Origin of the sequence: Lentzea aerocolonigenes, from assembly GCF_000955955.1 — a bacterium.
GTDB lineage: Bacteria > Actinomycetota > Actinomycetes > Mycobacteriales > Pseudonocardiaceae > Lentzea > Lentzea aerocolonigenes_A.
The window spans coordinates 1-16,550 of record NZ_JYJG01000240.1; the positions used below are offsets into that span (position 1 = coordinate 1).

The window sequence follows — 16,550 nt, forward strand, 5'->3', positions numbered from 1 at the left end:
ACCACACGCTGATCCATGAAAGCGAGTGGGAAGTGAAACTGGCGGCCGGTATCCCGATGTTCTACCCGCCTGCGTGGCTGGACGAAAATCGCAGACCGAGACGCAACCTGCTCCACTCACCGGGCAAATTCGCGCTGACCAGCTCGCGTGAATTGGTTTCCGCCTGCCCGAGGTGACGCCGTCAATGCACCTGGCCATCGGCGAGCACCAGCACTCGATCAGCCACCTCGTGCACGGCATCGTGATGAGTGGCGATCAGCACGGCGGCGCCCTCATCGGCAACCCGCCGCAACACCGCCACCGCCGCAACCGCACTTTCGGAGTCCAGGTGTGCAGTGGGTTCGTCGGCCAGCAACGCGCTGGGGCGGGTCACCACGGCCCGGGCGAGAGCCGCCCTCTGCTGTTGGCCGAACGAGACCTGCGACGGAAACCGAGCGCCGAGAGAGCTGATTCCGAGCTCGGCCAGCAGCTCGGAGACCCCGGTGACCGGTCGTCCGGCCAGCCGCAACGGCAGAGCTACGTTCTCCTCCAGTGTCAGCTCGGAAGCCAGTCCCAGAGATTGCGGCAGCACCGCGCAGGCGGACCACGAGGCGAGTCCGGGCGACACCGACCCGCGATCCGGGAAGTCGAAGCCGCACAACAAGGACAGCAACGCGGTCTTCCCGGACCCGGAAGGGCCGCTCAGGGTCACCAGCTCGCCGGCGGACACGGCCAGGTCCACGCCGCGCAGCACGGAGATGCCGCCGAAGGCTCGATGCACCCCGGATGCCTGAATCACGACGCCGCCAACGGGATGCACAGGTCCGCCAAGGAGACCAGCCGCGGGTCGTGCGAAGCCACCACCGCGGGCACGGGCAAGGACGCCAGCGTCTCCAGCACCAGGTCGGCCGACCGGACGTCGAGCTGGGAGGTCGGCTCGTCTGCTACCACCACGGAAGCGCCACGGGCCAAGGCGCAACCGAAGGCCAGCCGCTGTTGCTGGCCACCGGACAACGCGCCGATGCGCCAGGTCGCGGAGCCGGATAGGCCCAGCTGGTCCAGCAACGCGAAATCCTGGGCGCCGGCGGCACGCAGGTTCTCGCCCACGGTCAGGTGCGAGATCAGGTTGTCGGCCGGGTTCTGGAAGACGACCGCGATCTCCTTGCGGCGCAGCGATCGCAGCTCAGCCCACGACAGCGCGGAGGTCGCCACGTCCCGGACGAACACCTCGCCCTGGGAGGGGCGTTCTACCAGCGACAGGACTCGCAGCAGCGTCGACTTACCCGAGCCGGACGGGCCCGACAGCACGGTCAGGCCAGGGGCGATCGTCAGCGACATGTCCGTGACGGCCTGGACCGGGCCGTAGTTCACGCCGACGCCACACGCGCGGATCACCTGAGCAGCTCTCCCATCCGTGCGGTTCGCACGCCGCGCAACGCCAGCCAGGCCGCGACCACGACCACCAGAGCGCCGCACAGGACCATCGAACCCAGCAGAGGTACCAGGTTCGGCAGCATCGGGGCGGGATTCAGCCACGGTGCGGGGTCCAGGCGGGGGACGGCGAAACCCGTGCTGACGAACGATGCCACCGCGCCGATCGTCACGGCCAGCAGGGCCAGTGCGCCGACTTCCAGCAGGTGGCTGGACCACAGCACGGAAGGTCGCATGCCCATGCGGGTCGACAACGCGCCGGAGACGGCGTTCTGACGGCGGCGGACTTCGATGGCCAGCAACAGGGCCACGGCGGCGACCACGGCGAGCACGAAGCCGATGGCGGCGACGAAACCGAAGGTCCACTCGACGGTCAGGAAAGGCAGGCCGTCGAGGACGCGGGCGCGGTCGGCGACGTTCGTGTAGCTGATTCCCGCAGCTTGCAAGGAAGAAGTCAGAGCGGACAGCGGCAGCGACGACCACAGGTGCCAGGAGCCCACCTGCTCGGCGGAGGGCACGGACTCGCGGGACAGCACGTAGCCGCGGGTGCCGAGCTTCGGGAAGGAAGGCAGTGCAGCCACCGGCTTCAGCAGCGGCAGGCCCGCTATCTGGATCTCCTTGTTGGCCGCACGGCCGATTCGCAGCGCCGGCGCGATCTCACCGGTCCGGTGCAGGCCCGACAACAGCGAGCGCACCGACGAAGCGTCGTCGACAACCGCGGCGTCGGTGAAGGTGGCAGGATCGACGATCAACGCGCCTGTGCTCAGGCCCACGAGCGTTGTGGTGCCCTGCAACGACGACGGCAGCGTCACGCGCCCGAGAGCGACGTCCTGCGACACCTGCACAGTGCTGTTGGCGCCCACGAACACGCCGGACTTGGAGTCCAAAGCGGACTGCTGGGCACCGGCAACCGAACTGCCGACGGCGATGGTGCCGACCGCGAGCACGCCCACCAGCAGCACACCCGTCACGGGTCCGGCAGCAGCCGCGAGCCGGCGCAAAGCGAGCTGTGCGGCTGGAACTCTCCACCACTGCACGCGATGCGACCACACCAGCGACCACCGCAACAGCCGCACGCCGAGCAGAGCCGCCGCCAGCACGACCAGCAACGGGAATGTCAGCGCGGCCACGTCGATCCGCGGCAGGTCGCCGGACTTCAACGCGGGGCCCAAGCCGTTGCGGGACAGCCGGACCCAGGCCAGCACCGCCAGCCCCGCGACGACCAGCTCCCACGGCACCACGGCAAGCCGCCACGACCGGGCCCGTCGCTGGAACGTCCGGTGCACGCGCCAGCACGCCACCAGCACGGTCACCGTCAACGACGCCACCACGACCGCGAGCACGAAACCCAGCGCCACCCACAACGTTCCAGCAGCCAGTACGACCCCAGGCCCGTACAACGGCAGCAGCAACCGAGCAGCGAGAAGCCCCAGCAACCCGCCGGCGACCAACGGCAGCCCGAGTTCCAGAACCCCGCGGAAGCCCAGCGAGAGCGGGCTCGCCCCGCGCACCCACAGCAGTCGCAGCTCGGAATGCCGCCGCTGAGCCCATTGCACGGTCACGGTGCCGACGCCGGCCAGCCCGACCAGCACGCTGATGATCACCAACGGCAGCAGCGCGGACGACACGTTGCGTTCGGACGTGCGAGCCGCCGTGATGGCCGACGACAGCCCGTCGGTCCGCGTCAACGGCAGCTGCAACGACGTCAGGAGCGCGTTCCCCTTGTCCCGCAACGCCTCCGCCTCGGCCAGCGTCGACACCGGCTCGACCGGGAAGCGCAGCGACACCGACGCCCTGGACGAGAAGTCCGGCGGCAGCGAGGCGAGGTCCGAAATTTGAGGAACCCAGATCACCGAGGTGCTGTCGCCGTCGCCGCCCAACGGGTTCGGCACCACCGTCTGCGCCTCGGAACACCACCAGCCGGACACCGGATGCGCCAGGTCGGCGTAGATCGCGGACACCACCAGCGGCGAGCCGGTCAGCCGGTCGCCGACGCGCACGTGCGCGGCCGTGGCGATCGTCTTCGGTACCCACAAACCGGTGCCGCCGCCCTCGAGCACGGTCAGGTGCGACAACGCTTCCGGCCGGTACCCGAACCGGCCGTAGGTGGCGAGGCCGTTGAAGTCCGGACGCCCGATCCGCGTGTAGACCGCGCTCAACGGGCTCTTCGAGGACATCGAGATGGCCGACGAGAGCGGTTGGTCGTCCTTGCCGACCAGCGACGGGTGCACGGCGTGCGGGCACATCCGGTCCTGCTGGTACGCCAGCGCCGCGCTGCCCGCGGAGGAGGAGTGCAGGACGGCCGCGGCCACCACGAAGCCCAGCAGCAACGTCGTCGCGATGCTCACCAGCAGCGTGAGCGGGCTCGACAGCGCTGCCCTGGGGGCGGCTCTCCACGGCAACTGCACCAGCGCACGCTAACCGCCGCCGGACTGTTTGGGGAGCCTTTCGGGGCGGGCGGAGCGAGGGTTCGTTCCCGTTTCGTTCCCCGGTGCGGTGCGTTCAGGCCCACTTCCAGCGGATGCCGATCCAGTTCACCGACACGTTCGTCTCGAAGTGGTGCACGGAGTTCGTGTGGTCGAGCGCGAGATCCGTGGTCCGGTGCGGCTCGTCCTCCTGCCAGTCCTGCAGGTAGAGGTGCGGATCCAGCGGCAGCGCGGCCGGGTCGAAGTGCACCTCGATCAGGCTCTGCCCCAGGGTGCACCGCACGCCCTGCGCGTACTCGAAGCTGTCGAGCTGGGTCGGGTCGTGGATGACGAACTCGAACACCCACGTCTCACCCGACTTCAACGGCCGGTCGAAGAGCAGTTCGTCGACCGTCACGTGCTCGGTCTCGTTGCGCGCCGATCGGCCGACGCGGCAGTTGCGCACGGGCTCCTGCACGACGTCCGATGCGCGCACCGAGTCATCGCCGAAGTAGTGCGCGTAGAACCGGTCGACGCCGTCCTGGCGCGCGCGGGCGACCATGCTCACGTGGATGCGCGACGCGTGCCGTTCGGCGTCGACGAAGACCCTGTCGTGGCGGGAGATGATCTCCAGGTCGTTGGTGTTGAAGCCGGGCATCATGCCGGGCACGACGTCCGGCCAGCCGTTCGGGCCGGTCTGCTCCAGCAGCGTGATCAGCGAGCGGGACGGCAGCTCGAGCAGTTCCTCCAGCACCGACACCGCCCGCAGCGACTTCGGCGAGATCGGGCGCACCCGGCCCTGCTGCCAGTCGCTCAACGTCGACAGCGCCACGGCCACGTCCTGCTGCGCCAGGCGTAACCGGAGCCGCTCCAGGGTCAGGCCGCGGCGGCGGATCGCCGCGCGCAGCGCCGAGTGGAACGGTCCGATGCGCAGCAGCGCTTCCAGACTGGGCGTGGTCACGAGATGACCTTATCGACTAGAGCGAGAACCCCTCCGGGAACGGATCGGTGGCGTCGAGGAGGTACTGGCCCATCCCGGTGATCCACGCGCGACCGGCCACAGTGGGCACGACCGCGGTGCGGTCGCCGAGCGGCACCTCCTCCAGCAGCCTGCCGATGAACCTGGTGCCGATGAACGACTCGTTCACGAAGTCTGCACCGATTCCGAGCTCACCGCGGGCGTGCAGCTGGGCCATCCGCGCGCAAGTGCCTGTGCCGCACGGTGAACGGTCGAACCAGCCGGGGTGGATGGCCATCGCATTGCGGGAGTGCGCTCCGTCCTGGCCTGGTGCGGTGAACTGGACGTGCTTGCAGCCGCTGATCGCGCTGTCGGCCGGGTGCGCCGGGCGGTTCGCCGCGTTGATCTGGTCCATGATGGACAGACCAGCCGCCAGGATTCGGTCCTTCTCCGCTCTGTCGAACGGAATGCCGAGCTGGTCGAGCGGGAGGATCGCGTAGAAGTTGCCGCCGTACGCCATGTCGTAGCGGACCTCGCCGAGTCCCGGCACGTCGACCGTCGCGTCCAGCTCGTGGGCGTAGGCCGGGACGTTGCGGATCGTCACCAGGTTCGTGCGCGTGTCGTAGTCGGCGAGCACGAGCCCGGCCGGCGTGTCGAGACGGACCGTCGTGACGGGCTCGGTCACCTCGACCATGCCGGTCTCCACCAGGACCGTCGCCACGCCGATCGTGCCGTGACCGCACATCGGCAGCAGGCCGGAGACCTCGATGAACAGCACGCCCCAGTCCGCGTCCTGGCGGGTCGGCGGCTGCAGGATCGCGCCGCTCATCGCCGCGTGGCCGCGCGGTTCGTTGACCAGGAGTTTCCGGATGTGGTCGTGGTTCTTGACGAAGTTGAGGCGCTTGTCGGCCATGGTCTCGCCCGGGATGACGCCGACACCCCCGGTGATCACCCGCGTCGGCATGCCCTCGGTGTGCGAGTCGACCGCGCTGAAGTACTTGGCGAACCTCATGACGTCGCCAGCTTCATGTCCGCGTCGACCTGGGCGAGCTGGTCGGCGCTCAGAGGTCCGCGCGGAGGACGGCAGGGACCGCCGTAGCGGCCCACGAAGTCCATCGAGTGCTTGATGGCCTGGACGAACTCGGTGCGCGAGTCCCAGCGGAACGCGGGCACGAGGCGTTCGTACAGCGCACGCGCCTCGTCCAGCTTGCCCGCCAGAGCCAGGTCGAACAGCTCGGTGCACTCGGCGGGGAACACGTTGGGGTAGCCCGCGAACCAGCCCGTGGCGCCCATCAGCAGGCTTTCCAGCACCACGTCGTCGGCGCCGGCCACGACGGTGAGGTGCGGGGCGGCGGCCTTGATCTCCAGGACGCGGCGGACGTCGCCGGAGAACTCCTTCACGGCCACGACGTGCTCGATCTGGCCCAGCTCCGCGATCAGGTCCGGGGTCAGGTCGACCTTGGTGTCGATCGGGTTGTTGTAGACCATGATCGGCAATCCGGCCTTGGCGACCTCGCGGAAGTGGTGCACGACCTCGCCGCGGTTCGCCCGGTACATCGTGGGCGGCAGGCAGAGCACGCCGTCCGCGCCGTCCTCGGCCGCGAGCTCGGCCCAGTGGCGGGCCTGGTGGGCGCCGACGCCGTGGACGCCGATGACCGCGATGCCGCGGCCCTTGACGGCCGCGATGGCGGTCTGGGCGACCTCACGGCGTTCGGCGTCGGTCAGCGAGGAGTACTCGCCGAGCGAGCCGTTCGGGCCGACGCCGCGGCAGCCGTTCTCGACGACCCACTGGCAGTGCTCGGCGAGCTTGTCCAGGTCGGGTCGCAGGCCGGCCGGGGCGTTCGGGTCCTCGGCGTAGGGGAGCGCGGTGGCGACGATGACGCCGTCGAGGCGTTCGGTCATGACTGTTCCTCCGGGAGGTCGGCGAGTTCGCCAAGGGGGATCGGGACCGCGATCACGCGGCGCTGGCCGTCGAACGGGATGCCGGTGAGCTCGGACGCGTTGCGCGCGCAGATGCGGCCCTGACAGCGGCCCATCGCGACGCGGCTGGTGAGCTTGAGCTCGCGCATGCTGGTGGCTTCGGCGAGGTCCTCGAGGGTGACCTTCTCGCAGCGGCACACGGTGGTGCCGGCGTTGAGCCACGTTTTCCAGCCTGGTTGGACGGCGTGGGCTCTCGCCAGGGCTTGCGCGAACAGCCGGCCCTCGCGGACGGCTTCCAGGGCTTCGCGCGGCGGTTCCTGTTGTGCCGCGGCGGCTCCGGCGATGACGCCCTCGGCCTCCGCGAGGTCGGCACCGCCGATACCGGTGACCTCACCGGCCGCGTAGACGTTCTCGACCGACGTCTGCTGGCGTTCGTCGACGTCGAGGAAGTCGTTGGTGCGCTTGGCGCTCGGCACGAGGTCGGTACGCGGGAGGAAGCCGTAGCCGATGCAGACGAGGTCGGCGTGTTCGGTGCGGTGGCTGACCGGGTTCCAGCGGCGGTCGAGCTTCGCGACCGTCACACGGCTGCCGTGCTTGGCGATGACCGCGGTGCGGGTTTCCAGGTGTGTCAGCACTTTGCGGTAGCCCACCAGTTCGGCGATCTTGTGGCGGTTGGCGAGGATCGCCTTGCGTTCGCGGAGCCAGCGGGTCGGGGAGGACGCCTCGTAGACGCCCACGAGGGTGGCGCCGAGGTCCTGGAGTGCGGTGGCGACCGGGAGCAGGAACGGGCCGGTGCCTGCGACGATGACGCGTTCGGCGAGGGTGACGCCCTGTTTGGCGAGGGCCTGGGCGGCGCCCGCGGTGATCACGCCGGGGCCGTCCCAGCCGGGGAAGGGGAGTGGGCGGTCGTAGGCGCCGGTCGCGATGACCAGCGCGTCGAAGGGCAGGAGGCGTGGGGCCGCGCCCGCCGCGAGCCGAGGCTCTGGTGCCCTGAGGTGCAGCGACTGCCCCTCCACCAGCCAGACTTCCGTGTTCCTGAGGTGCGTGACTCCGGCATGGCTGAATTTGGCGCGTCCACGGAGGAACTGGCCTCCCGCGTCCGGCTCCGCGTCCACCATCGTCACCTCGGCGCCCGCGTCGGCTGCCGTTCTCGCGGCCGCCATTCCCGCCGGGCCCGCTCCCACGACCACGATCCTCATGGCTGGGTCCTGATCTCGTCGCCGTCGCGCAGCTGGTGGCGGCACGCGCGGACCTCGGGCACGCCGTTGATCTCCGCGACGCAGCCGAAGCAGACGCCGATGCCGCAGAAGAACCGTCCTGGCAACAGTTCCGCGACGTGGGCGGCCTCGCGCCGCACGCCGTTGAAGGTCACCTTCACACCATCACCTCCGGCCGGTCGACGCGGAACGGATGCGGGTCGACGTGCGGCGCCGCACCGGTGAGCAGCTCGGCCAGCAGACGGCCGGTCGCGGGTGCCAGGCCGACGCCCGCGCCCTCGTGGCCCGTGGCGTGCCAGAGACCTGGTGTGCGCGGGTCCTCGCCGATGATCGGCAGGTGGTCGGGCGCGTAGGGGCGGAAGCCGCCGTACGCGCGCATCACCGGCACGTCGGTGAGCATCGGGAAGAGCGCGATTGCTTTGCGTGCCAATGCTTTCAGTACCTTGCTCTCGATCGTGTCGTCGAAGCCCCCGCGCTGCCGGCTCGACCCGATCAGCACCGTGCCCGCCTGGGTCGACTCGACGACGCCGGACGTCTGCAGGTCGGCGTCACCGCTCGCGACCGCGCCGACGTAGTCCGCGTCGTACACCTTGTGCCGGATCCTGCCGGGGATCGGGGTCGTCACGAGCACCACGCCGCGCCGGGGCAGCACGTTGACGCCGAAATGCCGCGCCCACGGCCCGGTGGCGTTGACGACCGCACCGCAGCTGATCACACCGGTGGACGTGGTCACTGAACGGCCGTCCGTTGTGGACACGCCGGCGTTGATGACCTTGATGCCGCGCAGCAGGGCCCGGGTGGCCTTGACCGGGTTGAGCTGCGCGTCCTGCAGGTAGTGGACCGCTGCGGTGATCTCCGGGTTCAGGTGCGGTTCGTGGGCCAGGGCTTCGGCAGCGGTGAGCTCGCACGCGTCGATGCCCGCCGCTCGTTGCTTGGCGGCGAACGCGCGCAACGGTTCGGCGGCGTCGGCGGTGGTCGCGACGACCAGGCCGCCCTTTTCCTCCCACTCGCAGTCCTCGGCGAGCGACGGCCACAACTCGCGGCTCGCCACCGCGAGTTCCAGCTCCGGGCCGGGCTCCTTGTCGCTGACCAGGACGTTGCCCTCACCGGCCGAGCTGGTGCCCGACGCCGGCCCGCACCGGTCGACGACGACGACGTCGAGTCCGCGGGCCACGAGAGCCTGCGCGCACGCGGCCCCGATGATGCCCGCTCCCACGACCACGACGTCCGGGTGCATCGCCACCTCCGTTCAATAGAATGAACGTTAGTGCTTCGGGTACTCCAGCACCAGTACCGAGCTGACCTCACCTTCGACCGTCTCGTACAGGTGCGGTGTCGAGCCGGGGAAGCACACGTAGTCACCGGGCCCGAGCTCGTAGGGCTGATCGGGCGGCCCTACCCGCAGGTGACCGCTCGTGACCAGCACGTGTTCCTTGCCGGGATGACCTTCGGTGGTCTGCCTGGCGCCCGGCCGGACCCGCTGGTCGTAGATCTCCAGCACGGTGCCGCCGATGTCCATCCGCCGCATCAGGCGCAGGTCGACGGCGTCGCTGCTGAGCACCTCGACGTCCCGGGCACGCACCAGCAGCACGTCCGGTGGCGTCCGCTCGGTCACCAGCGACGACACCGGCACGTCCAAAGCGTTCGACAAACTGAACACTGTCTCGATCGTCGGGTTGCCGGAGCCGCTCTCCAGCTGGGACAGCGTGCCCTTGGCGATGGACGACCGCCGCGCGAGCTCCGACAGTGACCACCCGCGTTGCTCCCGGATCGCCCTGATGTTGGCGCCGAGCACCTGACCCGCACTCATAGCCACTGATCGTTGCATAGGCTTGCGCCCATGACTGCGTACACGGAGTCGGAGGGGCAGACCCTCCGCACGGCCGTTTTCGGTGCCATGGTGCTGGTGTCCACGGCGGACCCCGGCTCGGTCGACGAGGAGAGCTACGCCGGCATCAGGGCGATGTCCCTGCTCCCGGACGACCTGCGCGCCGTGATCGCCGCCGCCCCGCCCTCGCTGCCCCAGGGGTCGGCGTCCGATGTGGAGACCGGCGTGCTCGCCGCGCTCAAGGACGCCGTCGGGATCGTCGACGCGCACGACCCGCGCGAGGTCCCGGTGTTCCGCGGCGCCGTGACGGAGATGGTGCGCTCGGTGGCGGGCGCGGACGGTGAGGTGGCGGTGGCCGAGAAGGAGATGGTCGCCCGCATCGTCGAAGCCCTCAGCTGAACACGGCCGGCCGAGCGCTCACGTGGCGCTCGGCTGGCCCGCCATCCACGTGGTGTTCTCCTTGCGGAACGAGTCCTCCGCGTCCATCACCGACGCGGCCCACTCCTCCTCCGCGACGTCGGCGAGCTGGTCGCCCACGTTCGCCAGGCTGTTGGCCGCCATCGAGTACGTGAGGCGCAGCTTCTCGTACTGCCGCAGCCCCAGCCACGCCGCGCCGCTGGCGACGATCGCCGCCATCACCCCGGAGATGTCGACGTCCCAGACGCCGAACCCCTTGCCCGCGGCCAGCACGATGGCGAGCAGCTCACCGGCGACCAGCAGGGTCCGGAACTTGCTCGCGCGCTGCTGGTGCAGGCCCGCGCTGGCCGAGTAGTACTCCTGCTGGTTGGTGATCCGCTCGTCGAGGTAGGTCTGCCGGCGTTCCTCCAGCTCCTTGCCCCGCAGCTCGGCCATCGGCGGCGTCGTCTGGCGGCTCACGTGGTGGAACGTCAGGCCGACGCCGTCGCGTGCCACGATCTCGTTGACGCGCTGCTGGAACAGCTTTCTGGCCTGCGGCAACGGCATGGTCGCCGGGAACGGGTGGCCGCACACGGTGAACCGCCACGCGAGCGACTTGATGTCCTCGGCGATCGTGCGGCCCGCGGTCCAGTCGCGTTCGGGGCGCTGCGTCCACAGCATGATCTCCGCGAACAACGCCGCCAGGAACCCGAGCAGCGCCACCAGGGCCCAGATGTCGAACCGCCCGACCTTCCAGCTCAGCGCGCCCCCGAGGGCGGCGGCCACGGCACTGACCAGCCGCAGCTTGCTCAGCAGGAAGGTCTGCCGCTGCCCGCGCACGGCGATCTTGTCCGCGTCGTGGAAGACGCCGGGGAAGTCCGCCTCGATCATGTGCCTGTGTTATCACGCTTCGGGCCCTAACGGAGAGGTGTTCCCGGGCGATGCAGGGGTGTTCACCCGGACAGCGGAGAGGAACAACGGCCGATGGGGTTGGCCTGCGCGGCGTTCATCTCGTACAGCCACGCGACGGACCACGCCCTGGGGCCCGTTGCTGCAGCGCTCGCGCGCGCGGTTCGACGCCGCTTCTGCGCGGACTCGCCGCCCATTCCGGAAACCGAGTGGCGGCAGTACCTTCCGGACATCCCTTACGACCCGCCGTGCGCGTGAAGGGAGCCTCTCGTGAGACGCGTTCTCCCGTTCTTGTTGCTGCTGACGGCATGTGGTGGTCCGTCGGTCGGTCCCAAGATCTCCGGCGCACCTCAGCCCGGCAACCCGGTGGTGGTGACGACCGCGCCCTCCGCCGGGGCGAAACCTGCGCTGGGCAGCGCGCCCGACGACCTGCTCGACGTGGACTGGCAGCAGGCGACGCTGACCGCGCGGTTCTGCGGTGTCGAGCAGCCGGTGACGATGAGGAACGGCGAGGCGACCGCCACGTCCACGACCTGGGGCGAGGTCGAGGTCGTGGTCAACCCGCGCAGACCCGCCTGGTTCGGCGACCTCGACGGGGACGGTCGCGACGAGGCGGCGGTCAACCTCTACTGCGAGAACGGCGGACACACGGCGTCGAGCCAGCTCGCGTTCGGGCTCGTGGTGGTGAGAACGGTCAGCGGCACGATGGAACTCATCGGTGAGATCAGCACGACGACCATGAGGGACGACGCGCCGCACGTGCCGTCGCTGACCGAGCCGCGATTCGAGTACGGCGCGATCACGGTGCAGGAGCTCTGGTACCGGCCGGGCGACGCCAACTGCTGCCCGACCGGCGTCTCGCAGACCAGGTGGTCGGTGCGCGACGGCACCCTGAAAGCGGGCTCGGCCATCCAGGTGTCCTGACAGCTCGGATGACTTAGGCCTGAGGAAGGCTTGAACCTGCGTAGTTCAGGTGTAATCATCGGACCTCTCGCCGCCGCCCCGACGAGAAAAGCGATGGTCATGGCACTACGACGTTTGTGTGCGGCCGTAGTGGCCGCGCTGCTCGCTGGCCTGGTCACGATGATCACGCCTGCCGCCGCGCAGGCCGAAGTGCAACACCCGAGACAGGAGTGGCTGCGCAAGTCCACCGCCGGCCTCTTCCTGCACTGGGGCATGTTCACCGCCCCGAAGCACCTCGACTGCGCCGGCTGGGAGCGTGACGTCACCGGCGGGGGGTGGACTCCCGGCTACTGGATCGACGAGGCCACGAAGCTCGGCGCTTCCTACGTCGTGCTCGCGACGTTCCACTCACGACTCGGCTACGCGCGCCCGTGGCCGTCCAAGATCCCGGGCAGCTGCGCCACCGAACGCGACCTGCTCGGCGAGCTGGTCAAGGCCGGCAAGGCCAAGGGCGTCAAGGTCATCCTCTACATGACCGACGACCCGCAGTGGCACGCCGAGCAGGGTGTGGAGATGCTCGACTCGGCCGCGTACTCCGCCTACAAGGGCGAGAAGGTCGACCTGACGACGCGTGAGGGCTTCGGAAAGTACAGCTACGACCTCTTCTTCGAGGTCATGAAGAACTACAACGACCTCGCGGGCTTCTGGATCGACAACGACAACGAGTACTGGGAGCGCAACAAGCTCTACGAGCAGATCCGGCAGCTGCAGCCCACCTGGTTGTTGAGCAACAACAACGAGGACACGCCGATCATGGACACGGTCTCGAACGAGCAGAAGACCGGCATGTTCCCGTCCTACGACTACCCGGCCGCGACGTTCACGCCGATGCCGCGCCTCTCCGAGGCCTGCTACAAGCTCCCCGACACCGGCGACTGGTGGTACAGCGGCGGCGACTCCGCCGTGAACACGCGCCTGAACGTCGGCCGCTACATCACCAACGCGGGCTCGTCGATCAAGTCGCTGATGGCCGAGACGCCGATGGTGAACGGCAAGATGCCGGCGCAGCAGGAGGCCTACAACAACTTCATGTCGTCGTGGGTGCCACCGATCCAGGAGTCGATCAAGGGCGTCGAGGGCGCCGGGTACATGTACGGCGGCATGCAGCCCGGGTTCTGGAACGACGGCGCGCACGGCGTGATCACCATCAACCCGTCGACCGGCAAGCAGTACGTGCACGTGGTGACGCGGCCGCGCAACGACTTCGTCCGGTTGCGGGACAACGGGTATCGGGTTTCGAAGGTGACCGATCTGCGCACTGGCGAGCGAATGCGGTTCTCGCAGTCCGCCGGGCACCTGACGATCGAGGGCATCACCAAGTGGGACGACTACGACACCGTGTTCGCCGTGGAAACCCGTGGGCAGCGGGGTTTCTACGACGACGTGAAGGCGTATGCCACGTCGTCCAGGGACGGCTTCCCGGCCTCCAACCTGACCGATGGCAGCTACGAGAAGTACTGGGACGCGAACGGCGCCCAGCCCGTGTCGATCTCGCTGGACCTGGGGCGCCGCAAGGAGGCCTCGTTCCTCGCGATCAACCAGCGCGAGTCGTCGCCGACGCACGCCCGCGTGTCGTTCGGCCGGCCGGAGGACTCCGCGCGGATCAAGGACTACCAGCTGACCGCGTCCGATGACGGTCGCGACTGGCGGCACGTGCGGACGGGCTCGCTGCCGTCCGCGCGTGGCACCCAGTTCATCGACATCGGTGCGGTGCAGGCCCGATGGCTCCGGCTGACCGTGCTCAACACGTGGGGTGGTCCGCAGGCTCCGGTGTACTTCAAGGAGCTGAAGATCGACGAGATCCGGGTCGGGCACAGCTATCCGCGGTCGGCACGGGACGGCGCTCTGGAGGCCGAGGACGCGTCGCGGTCGGGGTCGGTGCGCAGCGAGTTCTGCGAGGCCTGCTCCGGCACGCGTCAGGTGACCGGGCTCGGCGGTGGGGAGCGCAACGCCGTGACCTACCGCGACGTTTCCGTTGCCGCCGCTGGTACCTACAGCCTGCAGATGGACCTGACGTCCGCCTCGGCCTCGTCGGTTTCCGTGTCGGTGAACGGCGGCGCGCCGGTTTCCGTCGCGGTACCCGCGGATCGTGCCGACGTGCCGGACCCGACGTCGGTCGCGGTGCCGTTGAACGCCGGACGCAACACGGTGAAGGTGTTCGGCACAGGTCGTTCGCTCGGCCTGGACCGGATCTCGGTCGGTGGCCTGCCGCCGTCGAACTACACACCGAAGACGACGATGACCGTGGAACCCCACGGCGTGCAATGGGTCGCGCCCGGCCAGCAGTCCGTGAAGATCACCACCCGGCTGCGTCTCGACGCCGACGACCAGATCGACACCGTGTCGATCGCGCCGGTGCTGCCCGCCGGCTGGACGCTGACGGGCTCGCCGGCGACGCGGGGATCCCTGCGGCTCGGCGGGATTCTGGAAGGTGTCTGGACCGCAGTGTCGCCGGTCGGCCAGGACGTGGGCTCGGTCGGCATCCCGGTGAACGCGTCGTTCCAGCTGCTGGGCTCCGACCGCAAGGTGACGGGTTCGGTGCCGGTGAAGACCAGGCCGGCCGACCGCGTGTTCGTGCGGGAAGCGGAGGACTCGGCGAACGTGTTCGGCAGCACCGGTCTGACCAGCTGCGGGCCGTGCTCGGGTGGCGAGAAGGTGCGCAACATCGGCGGCAGCCCGGACGCGTCGGTGACCTTCCCGAATGTTGTCGTCCCTGCCGGCAACTACAAGTTGTTCATCACCTTCACGGTCAACGGGCCGCGCTCGTACTTCGTGACGGTGAACGGCGCCGCGCCGGTCGAGGTCAAGCTGGACGGGGTCGGCAACAACACCCCGTCCGTGGCCGAGATCCCGGTGACGTTGAACGCGGGCGCCAACACGATCAAGTTCGGCAACGACCAGGCCGGTTCGCCCGATCTGGACCAGATCGCGATCGGCTGATTTCCCGGCGGAACGGCACCCCGCGCGAGTAGGGTGCCGTTCTCATGGGGGATGAAATGCAAGGCTGGCAAGGGTTTTCGCACAGCGGCTGGACCGATCTGACCGCGGTGCGCGCCCGGCTGGCCGCGGGCGCGAACCCCGACTCCGGCACGTACCGGCTGCCCCCGCTGCACTTCGCGGCCGAGTTCGGGTCGGCGGTGGTCGTGGCCGAGCTGGCCACCCGCGTGCGGGACGTCGATGCCGCCGGGGACGGCCGCACGGCGTTGTGGCGGGCGGTGCACGCCCGGAAACCGGGCAACGTCAAGGCGTTGCTGGTCTCGGGTGCGGATCCGGGACGTCCCATGATGTCCGGCTGGTCGCCTGCCCGGTTGAGCCTGACGACCCCGTACCCCATCGCCACCAGCGAGACGCTGACCGCGGAGGAGGAGGCGACGGTCGCCGAGCACGAGCGGTTGACCACCGCGCTCGACGGGCTCCCGGACGACGACGGGTTCAGCATCGCCTGCGTCGCGGGCATCGACGCCGCTGAGGTGGCGCGGCGCCTGGAGGCCTATGTGGTGCCGGAGGTCCCGGAGGTCTTCGACCGCTGGGCGGAGCCGTTCGGCGGTGACACCGAACTCGCCGTCGGTGTCACCGACGTGCCGGGCGGGTGCGTCCTGTACCAGCCCTGGTACTTCGCCGCCGCCGCGCCCGACGTGGTGTCGAGCCTGTCGGCGGGCACCGTCGCGTACGGCATGTACGCGAATCCCAAGAGCGGCAACCAGGGCAGCGTTCACCGTGACGGCGAGATGCTCGCCTGGGACCTGCATCCCGGTGGCGGACCCTCCGAGGCCGGCAGTGCGGCCGAGGTGCTGCTGGAGCATCTGTACGCCCACCAAGCGGTCGCCTACTGCTGCGCGTACGCGGGGCTGCGACCGGAGAACACCAAGGCGTTCACTGAGCCGGACCAGTGGATTGTCCTTCCGGCTCTCAGCTGCGGTCACGCATGATGGGGGCATGCTGGAGGCACTGCGGCGTCAGCTGAGCGAGAGCCTGTTCGAGAAGGTCGCGGGTCCGGAGCGCGAGAAGCACGCGCGGCGGATCCACGGTGCGGCCGGTCCGCGCATGTTCGCGGACGACCGGCCGATCCGGCACGTTCACGCTGATCACGCCATGTTCATCGGCGGCCTGCGGGCGTTGCTGCTGCAGTCGTTGCACCCGCTGGCGATGGCCGCGGTCGCGCAGCACTCCGACTACCGCACCGATCCGTGGGGACGGTTGCAGCGCACGAGCCTGTTCGTCGGCGTCACCACCTATGGGACCGAGAAGGACGCACTGAAAGCTGTCGAACGGCTCGGCCGCGTGCACCAGCACATCCACGGCACCGCGTCGGACGGCCGGGCCTACCGCGCGGACGACCCGCACCTGCTGGGCTGGGTGCACGTCGCCGAGGTCGACAGCTTCCTGCAGTGCCACCGCAAGTACGGCGAGAAGCCTCTCGACGACTACGACGAGTACGTCGCGGACATGGCGGTGATCGCGGACGCGATGGGCATCCCGGATCCGCCACGCACGGTCGCGGAACTCGACTCGAAGCTCAACTCCTACCGGGCCGAGCTGAAGAG

Annotated in this window: 17 protein-coding genes; 6 read left to right on the top strand and 11 right to left on the bottom strand. The window is 69.5% G+C overall.

Features of this window, described 5'->3' with window-relative positions; translation table 11 throughout:
• Positions 1-181 precede the first annotated feature (181 nt).
• From UK23_RS28820 to UK23_RS28865, 10 genes are all read right to left on the bottom strand, one after another.
• Positions 182-760, bottom strand: a complete 579-nt coding sequence (locus UK23_RS28820) for an ABC transporter ATP-binding protein (protein WP_231114722.1) — start codon at positions 758-760, stop codon at positions 182-184.
• A gap of 14 nt (positions 761-774) precedes the next feature.
• Positions 775-1,374 (bottom strand): ABC transporter ATP-binding protein, encoded by a 600-nt coding sequence (locus tag UK23_RS28825; RefSeq protein ID WP_045314808.1) that lies wholly within the window; start codon positions 1,372-1,374, stop codon positions 775-777.
• Positions 1,371-3,818 carry an ABC transporter permease gene (locus UK23_RS28830; RefSeq protein ID WP_156213451.1) on the bottom strand — a complete coding sequence of 816 codons (2,448 nt, stop codon included), beginning with the start codon at positions 3,816-3,818 and terminating at the stop codon, positions 1,371-1,373. Before UK23_RS28830 ends, UK23_RS28825 begins: the two co-directional genes overlap by 4 nt.
• Before the next feature lie 94 nt (positions 3,819-3,912).
• Complete coding sequence (locus UK23_RS28835; RefSeq protein WP_052685154.1) at positions 3,913-4,776, bottom strand: hypothetical protein; 864 nt, start codon at positions 4,774-4,776, stop codon at positions 3,913-3,915.
• Positions 4,777-4,792: 16 nt separating this feature from the next.
• Positions 4,793-5,785: a proline racemase family protein gene (locus UK23_RS28840; protein ID WP_045314809.1), complete on the bottom strand. Its 993-nt coding sequence runs from the start codon at positions 5,783-5,785 to the stop codon at positions 4,793-4,795.
• Positions 5,782-6,675: a dihydrodipicolinate synthase family protein gene (locus UK23_RS28845; protein WP_045314810.1), complete on the bottom strand. Its 894-nt coding sequence runs from the start codon at positions 6,673-6,675 to the stop codon at positions 5,782-5,784. Before UK23_RS28845 ends, UK23_RS28840 begins: the two co-directional genes overlap by 4 nt.
• Positions 6,672-7,892: an NAD(P)/FAD-dependent oxidoreductase gene (locus UK23_RS28850; protein ID WP_045314811.1), complete on the bottom strand. Its 1,221-nt coding sequence runs from the start codon at positions 7,890-7,892 to the stop codon at positions 6,672-6,674. Before UK23_RS28850 ends, UK23_RS28845 begins: the two co-directional genes overlap by 4 nt.
• A complete protein-coding gene (locus UK23_RS55095) occupies positions 7,889-8,071 on the bottom strand; it encodes a 2Fe-2S iron-sulfur cluster-binding protein (protein WP_045314812.1) in 183 nt (60 codons plus the stop codon). The genes UK23_RS28850 and UK23_RS55095 overlap by 4 nt, the downstream gene beginning before the upstream one ends.
• Positions 8,068-9,147 carry an NAD(P)/FAD-dependent oxidoreductase gene (locus tag UK23_RS28860; RefSeq protein WP_045314823.1) on the bottom strand — a complete coding sequence of 360 codons (1,080 nt, stop codon included), beginning with the start codon at positions 9,145-9,147 and terminating at the stop codon, positions 8,068-8,070. The genes UK23_RS55095 and UK23_RS28860 overlap by 4 nt, the downstream gene beginning before the upstream one ends.
• A 27-nt stretch (positions 9,148-9,174) precedes the next feature.
• Complete coding sequence (locus UK23_RS28865; RefSeq protein ID WP_156213452.1) at positions 9,175-9,720, bottom strand: helix-turn-helix domain-containing protein; 546 nt, start codon at positions 9,718-9,720, stop codon at positions 9,175-9,177.
• A gap of 30 nt (positions 9,721-9,750) precedes the next feature.
• On the opposite strand from UK23_RS28865, the gene UK23_RS28870 reads away from it, so the two are divergent.
• Positions 9,751-10,137, top strand: coding sequence for a hypothetical protein (locus UK23_RS28870; RefSeq protein WP_045314814.1), 387 nt, complete (start codon positions 9,751-9,753; stop codon positions 10,135-10,137).
• A gap of 18 nt (positions 10,138-10,155) precedes the next feature.
• Here UK23_RS28870 and UK23_RS28875 read toward each other — a convergent pair whose 3' ends face one another.
• On the bottom strand, positions 10,156-11,025 hold the full coding sequence (locus tag UK23_RS28875) for a DUF4231 domain-containing protein (RefSeq protein ID WP_045314815.1): 870 nt from the start codon (positions 11,023-11,025) through the stop codon (positions 10,156-10,158).
• Positions 11,026-11,118: 93 nt separating this feature from the next.
• Here UK23_RS28875 and UK23_RS28880 point away from each other — a divergent pair, with 93 nt between their 5' ends.
• The 5 genes from UK23_RS28880 to UK23_RS28900 form a co-directional block, all read left to right on the top strand.
• Complete coding sequence (locus UK23_RS28880; protein WP_045314816.1) at positions 11,119-11,301, top strand: hypothetical protein; 183 nt, start codon at positions 11,119-11,121, stop codon at positions 11,299-11,301.
• A gap of 12 nt (positions 11,302-11,313) precedes the next feature.
• Positions 11,314-11,967: a hypothetical protein gene (locus tag UK23_RS28885; RefSeq protein WP_045314817.1), complete on the top strand. Its 654-nt coding sequence runs from the start codon at positions 11,314-11,316 to the stop codon at positions 11,965-11,967.
• Positions 11,968-12,066: 99 nt separating this feature from the next.
• Entirely contained in the window at positions 12,067-14,946 is a 2,880-nt protein-coding gene (locus tag UK23_RS28890) for an alpha-L-fucosidase (protein WP_045314824.1), read from the top strand.
• Positions 14,947-14,990: 44 nt separating this feature from the next.
• Positions 14,991-15,935, top strand: a complete 945-nt coding sequence (locus UK23_RS54030) for an ankyrin repeat domain-containing protein (protein ID WP_052685155.1) — start codon at positions 14,991-14,993, stop codon at positions 15,933-15,935.
• Positions 15,936-15,942: 7 nt separating this feature from the next.
• On the top strand, positions 15,943-16,550 hold a 608-nt coding region (locus tag UK23_RS28900), incomplete at its 3' end, for an oxygenase MpaB family protein (protein ID WP_045314819.1).